The following is a 15,115-nucleotide window of genomic DNA, read 5'->3' as shown; positions in this document are numbered from 1 at the left end:
GGTCACTTGACGGCGACCTGCGTTCCGGTCGCCGTGTCGCGGGCGTAAACATCGGGAAAGAAAGCGATACTGCGGCCGACCGGCGCTGCTGTCAGATAGGTGATGTAGACCGGAACCGGCTCCGGCACATGGCGGTATTGTTCCGGCTCTTTGGTGTCGGATGTTAATCTCTGTCCGAACAGCCATTCGCCCAACCGGTCAGCGTCCTCCAGCCGCACGCAGCCATTGCTGAATTGCCGCGCTGGCTTGTCGAACAAGGAACGGCTGGGTGTGTCATGCAGGAACACGCCCATCTCGTTAGGGAAGATGTATTTCACGCTCCCCATGGAATTGCGTGCGCTCGGCAGTTGGCGAACCCGCGCGAGCTCCTTGCCCGCGGCAACCGATCGCCAGTCGACGGTGGCGGGATCGATCACCTCGGCCTCGCGGGTCCAGCCGGACAGGACTTCGTAACCCATGGCCGCCAGCGAATGGCCTTCGATCATGCGCGGCGCGATGATCCTGGCGGCGAGATCGGCCGGCAGGTTCCAGTAGGGATTGAGCGTTGCGTAGCGGATCATGCCCGCCATCATCGGCGTGGGCGTATCCGGTGTTCCGACAACGACCTTCATCGCCCCTTGACGCTTGCCTTGTCCGTAATAGCTGAGCTCGGCAGCCGCCGCATTCACGATCACGTGCCTTGTATGCGCATCGGGCAACAGCCGTGCCCGTTCGAGATTCATTGCAAGGATCCGTTCTGCATTCCGGGGTGCGGCATCGAGACCGCGGTTCAGCGCGGCGAGGGTGCGGGATCCGGCCACACCATCGGCAGCAAGGCCGTTGACATGCTGGAACGAGCGCACGGCCTGCGCAAGTTCGTCGTCATAATGCCCGTCGCCGGCAAGCCCGAGGCGCTGGCGCAACAATGCGACCCGTTCGCCGCTGTCGCCGTGACGCAGAAGCGGCCCGGCTGGCACGGTGATCGACGGCACCTGATGCTGTTGCTGCGCGGTGAGCAATTGCGCCCGCAATCCGGTATAAAACGGGTGCATCCATTCCATCCCGGTAAGGTAGTCGGCGAAAGATTCGGCCCGCGCAGCATGCCGCAAAACGTCAGCGGGCGGGATGGCCCCAGGTGTTAATTCGGGTTCGGCATAATGCATGTCCGTGCGGGGACGACGCATGTCGCTGACCAGTCGCGCAAACGCGTGGGAGAGCTTGAGTTCAATGCGCGCCAGTTCATCCGGGGACCCGCCATAGGGGGCCGTCATAAGGTCGCGCAAAACGTCCGGATCATAGTCGTCCGGGTTCAGGCCATCGGCTGCTGATCCCGCGATATGGCCGAGCAGGGTGTGCGCAGCGGCGCTTACTTGTCCCCTCGCGATCCAAAGCGGCCTGAAGCCGCGTTCCGCGTAGAATTCGCGCAAGGGGCCATCGGCCGCGCTTCGAATGGCGTGCGCAACTGCCGCATCGACGGTCTGTGTCGGTGCGTTGGCGGCAGGTGCTGTAATCTGCGCGTGGACAGGCGCTGCAACCTGCATCGAAACCGCCGCAACCCCTGCCAACAGGCCTTTGTTCCAAGTCATTTCTTGTGCCTTCTATCTACCAAGGCCCGCAGCCCCTTTCGGCGCTGCCCAGCCGCGTCGAAGGGCAGTGCGGTTTCCGCACTGCCCTTCTCGGTTCGCCGCGAGGAATGTTATCCGCGCTCACCCATCGGCGTGGGCATCGGCGGCGGCGGCGGCGGCGGCGGTGGCGGCGGCGGGGGAGGCGGCGGCGGCGGCGGCGGAGGCGGCGGGGGCGGCGGTGGCGGCGGTGGCGGCGGCGGCGGCGGCGGCGGCGGTGGCGGCGGCGGCGGCGCAGCCCCGAAGTTGTATGTCAGCGTCGCCAGAACCGAATGGGTCCGAAGCTCGGCATCGAAATCACTGCCATCGGCGGCCCGCAGCCCGAGGTTCTCCACATTGAAAAAGCGGTATTTCACCCCCAGATCCAACTGCTCCGTCACGGGAAGCCGCGCACCGGCAATCAACTGCCAGGAAAAGCCGCTGTCACTGTCGTCGGTGAAAAGCTGTTCGGGATTGGCGTCGCCCTCCAGATCGAACTCGGAATCGATATCGACCCAGCTGTAACCCACGCCGCCTCCGGCGTAGAAGTTGATGGTGTCGCGCGAACCGAAATCGATAAGCGCATTAGCCATCGCGCTCGTCACGGTCAGATCGCCATTCAACTCGCGATCCGTGTCGATCACGCCGGGCGTGGTCGGGTCGAGATCGATCCCTCCATTGGGCGCGCTGATGCTGTCGACGCCGATCCGCTTGTAGGCGCCTTCGCCTTCCAGACGGAAGCGGCCAAAGTCGTAACCGATAATCGCGCCGGCTTCCCATCCGGTATCTGTATCCAGCGCGATGAGATCTTCATCGGTATCCTCATCGTCGAAGATGTCGATGCTGTCGTCGATCTCGTCGGCCCAGACCGCGCCCCCTTCGATACCCGCGTAGGGTCCGGTATCCTGTGCAAGTGCTGGCGTGGCCAGCATCGTGGATGCAAGTGCCCATCCGATAATGGCGGTGCGCATACATCTACCTCCTTTGGTGTTTCGCTATAAAATTGCATCCGAAACCTGCAGTCATTGCTTTGCAGGCATCGGGCTTGGCAGAAAGTATCTCCCATCGGCAAAAGACCCGCTGCGCTCCAATCAAGCTAAAACATAACATAGTGTTCGCGCAGGCCGCCCCGAACCAGACACGGAGCGCCGCACCGCCGATCATGAAGGTCACCTATGTTACTAGGGTATTTGGACTGCAGCGGATTTGTCCGGCTCGCAGGTGTCCGGGTGCCGCCGGAATCGCAGGGGATCAACCGGCATTGGGGCCATTGGGAGCTTTGAAAGTGCCTGCCCTGGAAAGTTCCTGCCACGGGACAGACGCTTGGTCAGCGGCTGCGCTGTGCCAGCCGATCAGCTTCGGGCTGTCGGCGATGAGCGTTGAGCCGCGCGCCGCGCGTGCCGCACCCCAAGGCGTCGGCAGCGCTGGCGCGGGCGCATCCAGTTCGTCTTCTCGGCTTGGCCGCGACGCATGTGCCGGTGGTTTACGCGAAGGAATTTTCCCGGCCCTGAACCGCCCTGACTGAGCCGGAGCTACACACAGCTCGGCGGACCCGCGCCGCTCATCGGGTGAGCTGCTACTCTGGTCAGAAGGAAATTCTGGCCTGAATGGTAAAGCTGCGCAGCGCGTCCGGCACGTGGACCCGATCATTCGGCCCAAGCCCCACCGGAAAGGTGGGGAAGATCAAAGAGGACGTGCGCTCTTCGAACAGGTTGCGAACCAGCAGCGCCAGTTCCCAGCCGCGGTCGATATCGCCGAAACCGGCCCTGATGTCGGTTTTGGAGAAGGCCTGCTGAACCTCGCGCGGGTCATCGAATTCGCGGTAGTTCACGTCCGACTGGAAATTCAGTGTGGCGTTGGCGAACACGCGCAGCGTATCGTTCACCGGCTGGTCGTAATCGACCGCGATATTGCCGGTCCATTCGGGGGCGTTTTCCAGTCGGTCGCCGCTGCGATCTTCCGCGCAGCCGGGTGTATTGAACGCCGGATTGTCGACCGCACACGGCCCGTTGGGAAAGCTGGTGTAGGTCGCATCGAGATAAGCGATCGCAGCGGACACGGTCAGCCCGTCGGCGGGCGAGAAGCCGCCTTCGGCCTCGATGCCGCGCGTGCGCGCACCGGCGGCGTTCGAGGTGATGAATTCCGCGGTGTTGATATCCAGCGCCGATCTTTGCAGGTCGCGGTAATCGGTGGTGTAGGCAATGACATTGAGAAAGCCCCTGATCTCCGGGAACTGGGCTTTCACGCCGATTTCGAACAGGTCGGAAAATTCGGGCAAGAGGAAAAAGGTTTCCGGGGTCACGGCCTGGAATTCGGAGAACGCACCGCCCTTCTCGCCACGGGCATAGCGGACATAGGCGGTCACGTTGCGGTCCGGGGTCCAGTTGAGCGATGCCGATGGCGCAAAGGAGCTTTCGGAGAACTCTCCGTCAAGAAGCAGGGGCGTTACTCTGGGCAACGCGCCGGGCGGAGGAGTGGGCGCGCCGGGCGGAACGATGAAGCTGGTGGTGGTGCCTTCGACCTCGGCATTCTTGCTGATCCGGGTCCAGCGCAGCCCTGCCCCGAGCGAAAATTGCTCCGCAAAGCGCCAGTTCGCCTGGACGAAAGCGGATAGAACATCGGTCTGTTGATCGAAGCTGCGCTCGACGATCTGATCTGGCGAAAGCGGAGAAAACGGAGGAGGAAAGTCGAAAATCTGGGCGCGATCGACCAGTGACTGGCTCCATTCGTAATAGCCGCCGATCACGTAGTCGAAATTGCCGGTCGTCGGCGACAGCAGGCGCACTTCCTGCGACCACTGGGAGAACTCTTCAGCATTTTCGGCAACGAGCCGCGTCGGTCGCCGCGCCTGGATGTTGAACGCTTGGGCGAAGTCGTAACCCGAATAGCCTGTGATCGCGGTCAGGGTATGATCGCCGATCCCTACGTCGATCTGAAGCACGCCGTTCAGCGCATCGGCATTGTCGCGCTCGGGCGAGAAGGCGTCGTCGGAATCCTTGCGGTAATCCGGACGCTCGCCGCCGGGCACATATTCGAATGCCGACCCGGTGATATCGACGCGCGAATATTCGAGCTTGCCGAAAATATCGACGTTGTCGCGCGGTTGATAGAGCATCGATACGCGACCCAGAAACTGGTCGGACTGCGGTTCATCGCGGTCCAGCGTGGTGTTCCGCAGCCAGCCGTTATCGTCGGCGTAGCGGGTGGCGATGCGGATCGAGAGCGTGTCGGTAATGCCCCCGTTCACGATCGCCGTGGCGTTGGTACTTTGCGTACGAATCTCGTACTCTGCGAAAGCTTCCGTCGACAATTCCTGGGTCGGGCGGGCGGTAGTGATGGCGATCGCACCCGCAGAGGTGTTGCGCCCGAACAGCGCTCCTTGCGGCCCGCGCAGCACTTCGAGCCGTTCGATGTCGAGAAACGGCTGGTTGTACTGGCGATTGCGCCCGCCATAGACACCGTCGACGAACAGGGCGACCGATTGCTCGAACGAAAAGCTGTTGCCTGTGGTCCCGATGCCGCGGATGGTGATCTGCTTGTTGGCGGGCGTATCGTTGATTACGAGGTTGGGGACGCGGGCCGCCACGTCGTTGAAATCGGTGATCCCGGCGTTCTGCAGTTCGGTTCCGGTCTTGGCGATGATCGATATCGGTACGTCGAGCAGGCGCTGCTCGCGCTTTTGTGCCGTCACGATGATTTCGTTGCCCGGCGCGGCTGCGGGCGGGGTATGCGCTTCGGTTGGCGACGGTGCTTGCTGGGCCGCAGCGGCAGTGCTGGCCATCAGGGCGGTAACGAAAACTGATTTGCGAAGCATCCTGTGTTCCCCCTCTTAGGAATTCACCGGAGGCATTGCGGCACCCGGCTCCCCCCAAGGACAGGTTCCTGCCTCGCGGCGTTTTCCCAAAGTCCCCGAACCCCGGTCGCGGCGCCAATCACTAATTTCCCCATCGACATGAAAAAGTCTTCACGGGTTCCGGCCGACTATCGGTGTTTCCCGGTTTCGCTTGTGGGGCGCCACGTCGCCGAGGTTATGACCCGTGCAGCGTAATTGATCTTCCCGGCTCCCCGCGCGGCGCGCACGATCACCATCTTGATTGGCCAGACAGGATTCATGCACATGATCTCGACTATCGTTCGCTTCCGGCTCCCACCGGGAGAGACCCACGAACAGGCGCTTGAGGAAATCAAGAAGACCTTGCCGATTTATCAGGCCGCTGCCCCGGCGCTGATCCGCAAGGCCATTCACATCGATGCTGAGGCGGGGGTGGGCCGCAGCATTTATCTGTGGGCCGACCGGGAATCTGCCGAGGCGTTCTTCACCCGCGCGAGCGAGATGATCAAGGCGAAGACCGGCCACTCGCCCGATGTCGAATATCTCGACTGCGACATTCTGGTCGATAACAGCAGTGGGGAAGTGATCTTCGCCTGATCGCACGCGAAGCGGGGGGCAGGAGCGCGGGCCGTTGCCCATCCTGCTCCCCTGCTTGCGCCGGAGCAGTTACCGGTTGCCTTCGCGCATGACAGCCAAGACGACCAGCGGCGTCGCTGCCCATCCCACCAGAACGCCATAGACGATCTTGAAGGCAAGCACTTCGGCATAAGTCCAGTCGCCTCGCCAGATCGCGCTCAGTGCAAACACGCTGATAGGCACGAACAGCAGCAGCAGGCCGATACCGAACACCAGTCCACGCAGCAACGGGTTGTGCGGCAAGGCCAGCGGCGCTGGCGAAGCTCCCGCTGACGGGAGCACCCCGTCGCGGCGACGCTTTCGGAAAACCAGGGTGAGCGCGATCGTGGTCATCAGCGTCAACATGAAGGTGGTCGGCACGAGATCGAAGGCAAGCCCGTTCATGCCCCAGAGCGGGATCGTCGCCTGCTCGCGGAACAAAAGCCACACGAACCCGGCGGAGACCACCGCGTTGGGCAGCGTGGAAATCAATGTCTCACGCAGCACAATGCCGCGCACGGGCTCGATCGGAAGTGCAGCGCGCATGTTTGCTCCTCTCACACGGGGCCAAAGCTAGATGGATGGTTCCCGGGCGCGCCATGCAAAGCGCCGCGCGTGCCCCCAACAAAAAGCTATGGCCGCAGTGCGGAGAGCCGCTTCAGCGGCGATGGGCGGGGCTACTGCGAAGACCCCAGGCCACTGCAGCGCAGAAGGTCGCGCCTTCCAGCGCCGCCGACAGCGTCAGCCCGATCGAGCCAAGGCCGCGTTCGCCGAACAGCATGCCGATGCCGCTGATCCGCATACGGGAATCCGGGAACGCGATAAGCAGTTCCTGCAGGCTGCCCGCCATCATCTGGCCGTCCAGCAATGCCACCCCGGCACCGCCCAGCAATCCGAGCGCGGCGGCGATCCCTGCCGTTTCCCGTCGCTCTCGTCCCGCAGCAATCGCCAGACCGATTGCCGCCCCGATGACCGCGCCTTCCAAAGCACCGGCAAACCGGTCCAGCCTTTGGCCGAACAACAGCAGAAACGCATCGCTGCCAATCAGGTGCGCGAATGCACCGAACATCAACCCGCCCAGCGCCCCGCCCGCCGTGCTCCAATACCACCGCTGTGGATCGATGAAGCGCGATGCCGCGATGCCCGCCGCAATGCCGAGGCCGCCAGCCGCAGCAGCGGCGATGGTGACGAGCGTCACCACCAGAACAAGCGATATGCCGCTTCCGCTCGTGCCTGCGGCGGCCCCGCCCGATGCTCCCCACAGTCCATAGATCAGGCCGATCAGCAATCCGGCGGTCGCTGCGCCCGACAAGCCTGCAGCGACTGTCGCGCCAAATTGGCTTCGCGAACCGCTGGCACCTGCTGGTGCCGCAGCGACCATCTGCGGCGATCCCGCGTCGATTGGCGCGATGAAGCGGTAGCCGTATTTGGGAACGGTTTCGACAAAACGCGGCGCGCTTACCTCGTCGCCGAGTGCCTTGCGCAATGTGCGGATCGCCTGCGTCAACGCTTCGTCGGTGACAGGAATGCCGCGCCAGACCTCCTGCATGAATCGGTCTTTCGTCACCAGCTCGCCGCGCGCTTCGATCAGCAGGATCAGGACATCGAGATAGCGCGCATTGAGATCCACCCGCGTATCCCCGCGCCACAGCGTGCGATCGCCGGTGCGAAGCTGAAACGGGCCGAACCGGAAGCTCGAATAGGTCATTTCAGCAAATGCTCATCGTTCTCTCATGCCGCTCACCGCCGCCGTGCATACTGATGATCGCCTTACGACACGGAGGCAAGCACATGAACCGGAATACGACATCGAATGAAAGCGGCTTTTTCAATGCCTGGCGGGTGATCGGATGGGGGACGATCGTCGGCCTGATCCTGCTGCCTGCCGCGGCGATGCAATTCACCGGAGAGGTGAACTGGACAGCCGAGGACTTCGTCTTCGCCAGCGTGATGCTGGGCGGCGTGGGGCTCGCTTTCGAAATGGCTGTCCGCGCTAGCGGAAGCATGGCCTATCGCGCTGGTGCAGCGGTGGCACTGGGCCTTTGCCTGCTGTTGTTATGGGCCAATGCAGCCGTTGGCATCGTCGGTTCGGAGGACGAGCCGGTCAATCTGCTGTTCAACCTCATCCCGCTGCTTGCCCTGTTCGGGGCGATCGGGGCGCGGTTTCGCGCCAGCGGAATGGCAGTCGCGATGGCCGCCACGGCCGGCGCGCAGGTGCTGGTCGGAATAGGTCTGCAGATGGCTGGTCACTTCACCTGGGTGTTCACCGGTATCTGGGCTGCAGGCTGGCTGTTTTCGGCATGGCTGTTTCGCAGGGCGGCGGGCAAGGGTTGAGTCGAGGACTCAGTTGCGCAATTCCGTGCACGGCATGCTTTGCGCAGCGCCCGGGGAATAGGCAATGCAGGTGAATTCGGCAGCGGTCGGCATCGCCTTGCTGTCGAACCTGCCGGACCATTCGCTCAGCGTTTCGCTTCCCCACAGGTGGACCATCAATTTCTTGGCGCGATTGGGCAGCGGCAGCTTGTCGCCGGTGACCTTGTGGATCGGGCGGCCATCCACATACCATTCTATGAAGCCCGGCTGCCAATCGAAACCATAAGTGTGGTATTCGACCGTAGCATCGAATTTGAGCGGGACGGCAGTCGAGATCTTGTCGTCGCCGAAGAAATAGGTGAGCAGCACTTCGCGCGGCTTGGCGCCGAGGATTTCCACGTCGATTTCGTTCCAGGGTTCACCGAATGGCGGACCGGTATAGGTGAAAAATCCCGTGATGATGCCGCTGCCGGGGGCGGCGCGCATGGTTGTTTCGAAGTACCCGTGTCCGTATTTCACCCGCGACTGGACTTCGCCTGACGAGTAGCGATGCTTTTCGACAATTCCCGGCGCCAGCGTCAGCGTCAGGCCGTCGCCAAACCGGGCCTGTGACGCCTGCCAATCATTGACCATGTATGGGCCGTTCGCCCAGCCGTTGGACACCCCCCACAAATTGTCGTCGAGCGCGGACAGGGTGTCGACGAAAGGTTCGCCTCCCGCGATTCGGGGGCCGGGGTCCGGAGGAGGGGGCGCGGCGCCCAGCAAGAACGCCGATGGAATAGCGACCGCCGCCGTCAGCAAGGCAAGCCCGATCATCCGTGTGCCCGTCAACTCCGCCTCCGACCGCAAGCGAGCGCTTGGTTGAGCGCTGCAAGGGCTCTCTAGGCAGAGCGAACGAGCGGCAAAATAGCGCAGGTTAAGGGTCTGCGCGGTTCGAGCCGGGGTCGGTGCAGGGCTAAAGGCGCTTGCGACCGGACTTGTGCGTCGTCCGGGCGCTGATGGGTGTTGACCAGTGCCGCGTGCAGAGCGCGGCAGGCCATTTACAGGAACAGCTCGGCCATAGCGTCGATGATGGCATTGGTGTCGAGCCGGTAAGCGGCGTAGAGATCGGGAAGGTCGCCGGTCTGGCCGAAGCGGTCGGTACCGAGCGGAATGACCCGCTGTCCTCGCACTCCGCCGAGCCATGACAGCGCGGAAGGCGAACCGTCGATCACGGTGACGAGGCCCGCGCCTGGCGCCAACCGGCCGAGCAGGGTTTCAATGTGGCTGTGTTGCCGCGCGCTGCCGGTCCCCGCCCGCTTCTGCCAACGTGCGGCGCGGGCCGCCGACCAGTCGCGGTGGAGCCGGTCGGGCGAGGTCACCGCTAGCAGGCCTAGGCCGGGCAGGTCGTCCTGCAATGCCTCCCACGCGGCGAGCGCCTCGGGCGCGACCGCACCGCAAAAGGCAATGGCCGCCGTTGCACCGGGCGCAGGCTCGCGCAGCCAGTAAGCCCCGGCGAGCGCATCTGCCTCCCATGCTCCATCGGCGCGGGTCTGCTGTTCGATCTGACGGGTGGTGAGACGCAGGTAGACCGAGCTGCCGCTGTCGGCCTGCATATGGTCGAACGCAAAAGCCATCAGCAGCGCGACTTCGTCGGCAAAGGCGGGCTCGAAGCTCTCCAGCCCCGGTTGGCCCATGCCGATCAGCGGGGTGTTAATCGACTGGTGCGCGCCGCCTTCGCCCGCCAGCGTGATGCCGGAAGGCGTGCCGACCAGCAGGAACCGCGCATCCTGATAGCAGCCGTAATTGAGCGCATCCAATCCGCGCGCGATAAAGGGATCATAGACTGTCCCCACCGGCAGCAGCCGCGTGCCGAAATGCGGTGCGGCAAGGCCCAGTGAGGCGAGCAGCAGGAAGAAATTGTGCTCGGCAATGCCCAGTTCGATATGCTGGCCCGCGCCGTGTGCCGCCCATTTCTGCGCCGAAGCGATGCGCGCTGTCTGGAACACGTCGGCCAGTTCCTGCCGCCGGAACAGCCCGCGCTGGTTGACGAAGGCGCCGAGATTGGTGGTCTGGGTGACATCGGGCGCGGTGGTCACGATCCGGTCGGCCAGTGGTTCGTCCGACTTGGCGAGATCGTAGAGCACCCGCCCGAACGCGGCCTGTGTCGATTGCACCGCGCCTTCGGGCACCGGGAGGCGCGCGGGAAGCGGGACGGCGGGCGCCTCTTGTTCGGCCCCCCTGCGGGCAATTGGGCTGTCTCGAACGAAAGCCTCGAGACTGGCCGCCAGGTTGTCACCAAGGCCGGCCCACTTGTCCCATTCCGCGCCTGGCGCAATGCCGAGTTCGGCGCGCAAGCCCTCGATCTGGGACGTGTTCATCATCCCCGAATGATTATCTTTGTGACCCGCCAGCGGCAGGCCGTAGCCCTTGACGGTGTAAGCGATGAACAGCGTCGGCTGATCGTCTGTGATAGCGTCGAAAGCGTCGATCAGCGTTGCGATGCAATGCCCGCCGAGATTGGTCATCAATCGGGCGAGCGCGGCATCGTCGTAGGCAGCGAGCAGATCCAGGACTTTGGGCACATCGCCCAGATCGCGCATCAGCCGTTCACGCCACGCCGCTCCGCCGAGATAGGTCAGCACTGCGAAATCGGCATTGGGGCAGTTCTCGATCCAGTCTTCCAGCGCCGCGCCGCCTGGCTGCTTGAACGCCTCGCGCTGGAGCCTGCCGTGCTTCAGCGTCACCACCCGCCAACCGCAGGTCTCGAAGATGTCGTCGAAACGGCGGAACATCCGGTCGGCGGTGGTCGCATCGAGGCTCTGGCGGTTGTAGTCGACGATCCACCAGCAGTTGCGAAGATCGTGCTTGTAGCCCTCGATCAGGCATTCGTAGATATTGCCTTCGTCGAGTTCGGCATCGCCCATCAGCGCGATCATCCGGCCCGCATCAGCCTCTGCCAGCTGGCCGTGAGCAATCAGGTAATCCTGCACCAGCGAGCTGAATGCGGTCACCGCCACGCCAAGCCCGACCGAGCCGGTGGAGAAATCGACCGGGATCGTGTCCTTGGTGCGACTGGGATAGGACTGCACCCCGCCAAGACCCCGGAACCGCTCCAGCTTTTCGCGGGTCTGTTCGTCCAGCAGGTAATGGATCGCGTGCAGCACCGGCCCGGCATGGGGCTTCACCGCCACCTTGTCGCGCGGGCGCAGCGCGTGGAAATAGAGCGCGGTCATGATCGCAGTGATCGAGGCGCAGGACGCCTGATGTCCGCCCACCTTCAGCCCGTCGCGCTTGTCGCGCAAGTTGTTGGCGTTGTGGATCGTCCATGATGACAGCCAGCGTAGCCGCTGCTCGATCTGGGTGAGGAGTGCGACCTGTTCCTGCCGAACGGCAGGATCTTTGGCCGGGTCGGGGGAGGGGGCGTTCATCGCGCTGGGCGATTACGAAGTCTGCACGGACAGGGCAAGGGCTGAGTCGCAAAGAGGGTCCGGAACGAACGCGGGTGTCGGTCAGCCGACGCTCAAAAGGACTGGCTGACCCTGACGTTGATGCGCGGCGAGTTGTCGTCGGTATCGTAGCGCGGCTCGGTCAGCGGCACGGCGACTTCGAGATCGAAATCGAGGGTGCGGTTGATGTCTGCCCGCAACCCCGCCCCGCTCGACGCGAGCGTGCCGCTGCCACGCCCGTCGGCGAGGTTCGTCACAGTGCCGCCATCGGCAAAGGCATAAAGCTGCACGCGCTCGATCGCCCCGAGTGCATCTCGCCAGTCGTAGCGCAGTTCTCCCACACCGGCGATGCCCTGGTCGCCGATGCGCTGGGCGAAATCATAGCCGCGCAGGAAGGCATTACCGCCCAATGCGAAGTTCTCGCCGATCAGCAACGGATCGGTCGAAAGCTGCCCGCTCGCTTCCAACGACAGGCTCAGGCGCGCCGCCAGACTGTGCCGCCAGTTCAGCCACCATGACAGGGTGGTAAAGCCCGGCGGCGCATCGCTGCGCGACGCCAACGGATCGCCGAGCGCGGTCGCGCCGAGGATGTCCAGCCCCTGACTGATTGTCGCCCGGCCTTGCAAGGTGCCGCCTGCCAGCGGCCCGAAGCCGTAGAAACCTATGCGCGCCAAAGCGATCCGGTCGTGCCGGGCGAGCGAGTCCAGCCTGTCTTGTCGCAGATCCTGCAACTCCGCGCTGGCCTCCAGCCACAGGCTGCGGCGCTGACCGCGCAGCAGTGGATGGCGCATCCGCAAGCCGCCGCGCCAGGATTCGCCCTGCAGTTCGCGCGCTGCGAGATAGGCGCCGGGCTCGGTCCGGGAATAGGAACCGAAAACGCCCAGATTGGTGCCGCTGTCGTTGACCACCATGCTGTAACGCGCGCTAAAGAACGCCAACTCGTCCGGATCGAGCGGTGTGGCGGAAAAACTCAGGTCGACGCGGTCACGAGGGGAGATCAACCCATTCGCATCAAGGTCGATCCGCGCCCGTACCGGACCCACGGGCCTTGTCCCATCGCTGGCGACCAGAACCGACCCGGCGAAGTCCTCGCGCCGGGCATCGACCACCAGAATGCGGCGATCGCCGTCCCGTTCGAACCGGGTGTTGCGGATCCGCACGCCGGGAAGGTCGTCGGCCAGCAGGATTTCACGCTGCAGCACCGCGAGAGTGAGCGGTTGGTTCATCAGCAGACGCTGCAATTGGCTGCGGATCGCCGGATCGTCGGAACCTTCGATGCGAATGTCGTCCAGCCCACCTTCATCGACGGTAACGCGCAGCACGCCGCCGACCAGCGTCTGCTCCGCAATCCATGCCGTAGCCAGAATGTAGCCGCGCTCGCGGGCATGGTTGGCCACGGCATCGGTGAGGCCGCGCAATTCGGCGCGGGTCAACCGGCGGCCGGCGAAAGGTTCGATCACCGCTGCATAATCTGCCCGGTCGAGTGCTGCCAGACCATCGATGACGATAGCCCCCACATCTACGGCATCCCCCATGAGAGTGCTTGCGGGCATTTCGAGGACCGGCCGGGTTTCGATCCGCACCGGCTGCTCGGGCTGGGCCATGGGGCGCTCGCGTTCGACCTGCTGGAAGGGGTCTGTCCGGTCGAGTGCATCCTGCGCCGCCAGGCTAGACCCGGCGAGCAGCAAACACCCTGACGTTGCAACATTAACCCAGTTCAAGACTTACGGCTCCGAATTTCTCGTCCGCAGTCCATAAGTTCCAAAGGTTAAACAAAGGCATATTTAAGCCTTTATTCACCAATTCTCTAAATCCCTATGGAACAGAGCCGGTTGTATCGGGCATTCATGGAAAAGGTAATTCGCAATTTTTTGCGCATCGTACTGCCTGCGCTGCTGCTTCTGTTCAGCGGCGTGCCTGCGCTTGCCCAGAACGGCGCGTGGACGATTACCGAAACCAAAGGCAGCGTGCTGATTATCGACAGCAGCGGCTCGCGTAAGGCAACGCCGGGGCAAGGGCTGGCGCCCGGCGCGACGGTACGGACACAGGCGCGCGCTTCTGCAGTGCTGGTGCGGGGCAGCGAATTCGTGACCTTGCGGCAGAACACCCAAGTTCGCATCCCCGAGGCCGCGCGCAGCCGCTCGATCATCCAGGTGCTGCAGGACTACGGCAGCGCGCTGTTCAACATCGGCAAGAAGGCCGATCCGCATTTCGGCGTGGAGACACCTTATCTCGCGGCGGTGGTGAAGGGCACGACCTTCATTATCGCGGTCGGAGAGGACGCGGCAACCCTGCAGGTGACGGAAGGCGCCGTCGAGGCATCCACCCTCGACGGAGGCGCACGCGAATTGGTGCTGCCGGGTGCTGTTGCGATGGTGGCAGCGGCCGATTCGATGCGATTGGTGATCGAGGCTGATGGCCGCCGTGTTATCGACTCCCCGGCGCGGGCGGTTGGCGGGGCGGCGAAGCCGACGTCGGGCGCGGGCACCTCCGGTTCTCAGCCTGCCGCTGCGCAGCAGCGCGGATCGGCCCGGATTGATACAACGATCGCCAGCAGTCCGCGGGACCTCAGGGGATATTCGAGCGGCTTTGTTTCAGGCGAAGTGACCGCGCTTGCCGCTGTGATCGTCGCAGACAATACCGGCCGCGGCTCGGCACCCCCTTTCAGTTCAGCCGGCGGGGCTGCCGGGGATGGTGCTGCGTGCTTCCAGGGAGCATGCGCGCCCTCGGGCAATGGCAATGGCAATGGCAGCGGTGACGGCATTGGCGGCGGAAACGCTGGCGACAGCGGCGATGACGGTGCCGGCGGCGGGGACGATGGCGGCAACGGCGGCGTAGACGGCAACGGCGATGGAAACGCTGGCGAAAACGGCGATGACGGAAACGGTGACGACAGCGGCGACGACGAGGGCGGCGCCGAAAACGACAACGATGGCGATGACGGCAACGGTGATGGCGGCGTTGGCGATGGCAACGGCAACGGCAACGGCAACGGCAACGGCAACGGCAACGGCAATGGCGGCGACGACGGCGACGACGGCGACGACGGTGACGATGACCGCGACGATGGTGACGACGGCGACGATGGCGACGATGATCTTGACGGCGACGACGGCGATGATGACCGCGGCGACAAAGGTGACGACACAGGAATCGCTGTGGGATCGACGAGTGCCCCCACCATCGGCGGCGGCCTGGAAGTCGGTGTCAACCGCAACGCCATCGGGCTCGATCCGCGCGCAGCCCCTGACCGGCTGGTCGATCCTGCATATGGCAACACCGAAAGTCGTCTGGACCGCGAACCCGCCGGTGCGTACCGCTCCCGTGTCCAGATCCGCTAGGCATCC

11 protein-coding genes are annotated in these 15,115 nt (G+C 63.9%); 3 read left to right on the top strand and 8 right to left on the bottom strand.

Going from position 1 to position 15,115, the window contains the following annotated elements:
* Positions 1-2: 2 nt before the first annotated feature.
* The 3 genes from J3454_RS13420 to J3454_RS13410 form a co-directional block, all read right to left on the bottom strand.
* Positions 3-1,565: a L,D-transpeptidase family protein gene (locus J3454_RS13420; RefSeq protein WP_349514269.1), complete on the bottom strand. Its 1,563-nt coding sequence runs from the start codon at positions 1,563-1,565 to the stop codon at positions 3-5.
* A gap of 110 nt (positions 1,566-1,675) precedes the next feature.
* On the bottom strand, positions 1,676-2,551 hold the full coding sequence (locus J3454_RS13415; protein WP_349514268.1) for an outer membrane protein: 876 nt from the start codon (positions 2,549-2,551) through the stop codon (positions 1,676-1,678).
* A gap of 614 nt (positions 2,552-3,165) precedes the next feature.
* The gene (locus J3454_RS13410; RefSeq protein ID WP_349514267.1) at positions 3,166-5,394 is read right to left on the bottom strand and encodes a TonB-dependent receptor; all 2,229 of its coding nucleotides are present in this window, start codon (positions 5,392-5,394) and stop codon (positions 3,166-3,168) included.
* A gap of 303 nt (positions 5,395-5,697) precedes the next feature.
* On the opposite strand from J3454_RS13410, the gene J3454_RS13405 reads away from it, so the two are divergent.
* The gene (locus J3454_RS13405; protein WP_349514266.1) at positions 5,698-6,009 is read left to right on the top strand and encodes a hypothetical protein; all 312 of its coding nucleotides are present in this window, start codon (positions 5,698-5,700) and stop codon (positions 6,007-6,009) included.
* 69 nt (positions 6,010-6,078) lie between these two features.
* Here J3454_RS13405 and J3454_RS13400 read toward each other — a convergent pair whose 3' ends face one another.
* Positions 6,079-6,573, bottom strand: a complete 495-nt coding sequence (locus tag J3454_RS13400) for a hypothetical protein (protein WP_349514265.1) — start codon at positions 6,571-6,573, stop codon at positions 6,079-6,081.
* A 112-nt stretch (positions 6,574-6,685) separates the two neighbouring features.
* Complete coding sequence (locus tag J3454_RS13395; protein WP_349514264.1) at positions 6,686-7,735, bottom strand: winged helix-turn-helix domain-containing protein; 1,050 nt, start codon at positions 7,733-7,735, stop codon at positions 6,686-6,688.
* Positions 7,736-7,818: 83 nt separating this feature from the next.
* Between J3454_RS13395 and J3454_RS13390 the strand changes: the two genes are divergently transcribed.
* Entirely contained in the window at positions 7,819-8,361 is a 543-nt protein-coding gene (locus J3454_RS13390; protein ID WP_349514263.1) for a hypothetical protein, read from the top strand.
* A 9-nt stretch (positions 8,362-8,370) separates the two neighbouring features.
* Here J3454_RS13390 and J3454_RS13385 read toward each other — a convergent pair whose 3' ends face one another.
* From J3454_RS13385 to J3454_RS13375, 3 genes are all read right to left on the bottom strand, one after another.
* Positions 8,371-9,156 carry a family 16 glycosylhydrolase gene (locus tag J3454_RS13385; protein ID WP_349514262.1) on the bottom strand — a complete coding sequence of 262 codons (786 nt, stop codon included), beginning with the start codon at positions 9,154-9,156 and terminating at the stop codon, positions 8,371-8,373.
* Positions 9,157-9,380: 224 nt separating this feature from the next.
* Positions 9,381-11,750: a thiamine pyrophosphate-binding protein gene (locus tag J3454_RS13380; protein WP_349514261.1), complete on the bottom strand. Its 2,370-nt coding sequence runs from the start codon at positions 11,748-11,750 to the stop codon at positions 9,381-9,383.
* Between the two features lie 92 nt (positions 11,751-11,842).
* The gene (locus tag J3454_RS13375; protein ID WP_349514260.1) at positions 11,843-13,489 is read right to left on the bottom strand and encodes a ShlB/FhaC/HecB family hemolysin secretion/activation protein; all 1,647 of its coding nucleotides are present in this window, start codon (positions 13,487-13,489) and stop codon (positions 11,843-11,845) included.
* Between the two features lie 126 nt (positions 13,490-13,615).
* Between J3454_RS13375 and J3454_RS13370 the strand changes: the two genes are divergently transcribed.
* The gene (locus tag J3454_RS13370) at positions 13,616-15,109 is read left to right on the top strand and encodes a FecR domain-containing protein (RefSeq protein ID WP_349514259.1); all 1,494 of its coding nucleotides are present in this window, start codon (positions 13,616-13,618) and stop codon (positions 15,107-15,109) included.
* The last annotated feature ends 6 nt before the right edge of the window (positions 15,110-15,115 follow it).

This window comes from Erythrobacter sp. NFXS35 (genome assembly GCF_040148725.1).
GTDB lineage: Bacteria > Pseudomonadota > Alphaproteobacteria > Sphingomonadales > Sphingomonadaceae > Erythrobacter.
This window is presented reverse-complemented; position numbering and strand designations above follow the sequence as displayed.

Coding starts and splice junctions, on each gene's coding strand:
- J3454_RS13420 (WP_349514269.1), bottom strand. CDS start 1,565: ATGACTTGGAACAAAGGCCTGTTGGCAGGGGTTGCGGCGGTTTCGATG.
- J3454_RS13415 (WP_349514268.1), bottom strand. CDS start 2,551: ATGCGCACCGCCATTATCGGATGGGCACTTGCATCCACGATGCTGGCC.
- J3454_RS13410 (WP_349514267.1), bottom strand. CDS start 5,394: ATGCTTCGCAAATCAGTTTTCGTTACCGCCCTGATGGCCAGCACTGCC.
- J3454_RS13405 (WP_349514266.1), top strand. CDS start 5,698: ATGATCTCGACTATCGTTCGCTTCCGGCTCCCACCGGGAGAGACCCAC.
- J3454_RS13400 (WP_349514265.1), bottom strand. CDS start 6,573: ATGCGCGCTGCACTTCCGATCGAGCCCGTGCGCGGCATTGTGCTGCGT.
- J3454_RS13395 (WP_349514264.1), bottom strand. CDS start 7,735: ATGACCTATTCGAGCTTCCGGTTCGGCCCGTTTCAGCTTCGCACCGGC.
- J3454_RS13390 (WP_349514263.1), top strand. CDS start 7,819: ATGAACCGGAATACGACATCGAATGAAAGCGGCTTTTTCAATGCCTGG.
- J3454_RS13385 (WP_349514262.1), bottom strand. CDS start 9,156: ATGATCGGGCTTGCCTTGCTGACGGCGGCGGTCGCTATTCCATCGGCG.
- J3454_RS13380 (WP_349514261.1), bottom strand. CDS start 11,750: ATGAACGCCCCCTCCCCCGACCCGGCCAAAGATCCTGCCGTTCGGCAG.
- J3454_RS13370 (WP_349514259.1), top strand. CDS start 13,616: ATGGAAAAGGTAATTCGCAATTTTTTGCGCATCGTACTGCCTGCGCTG.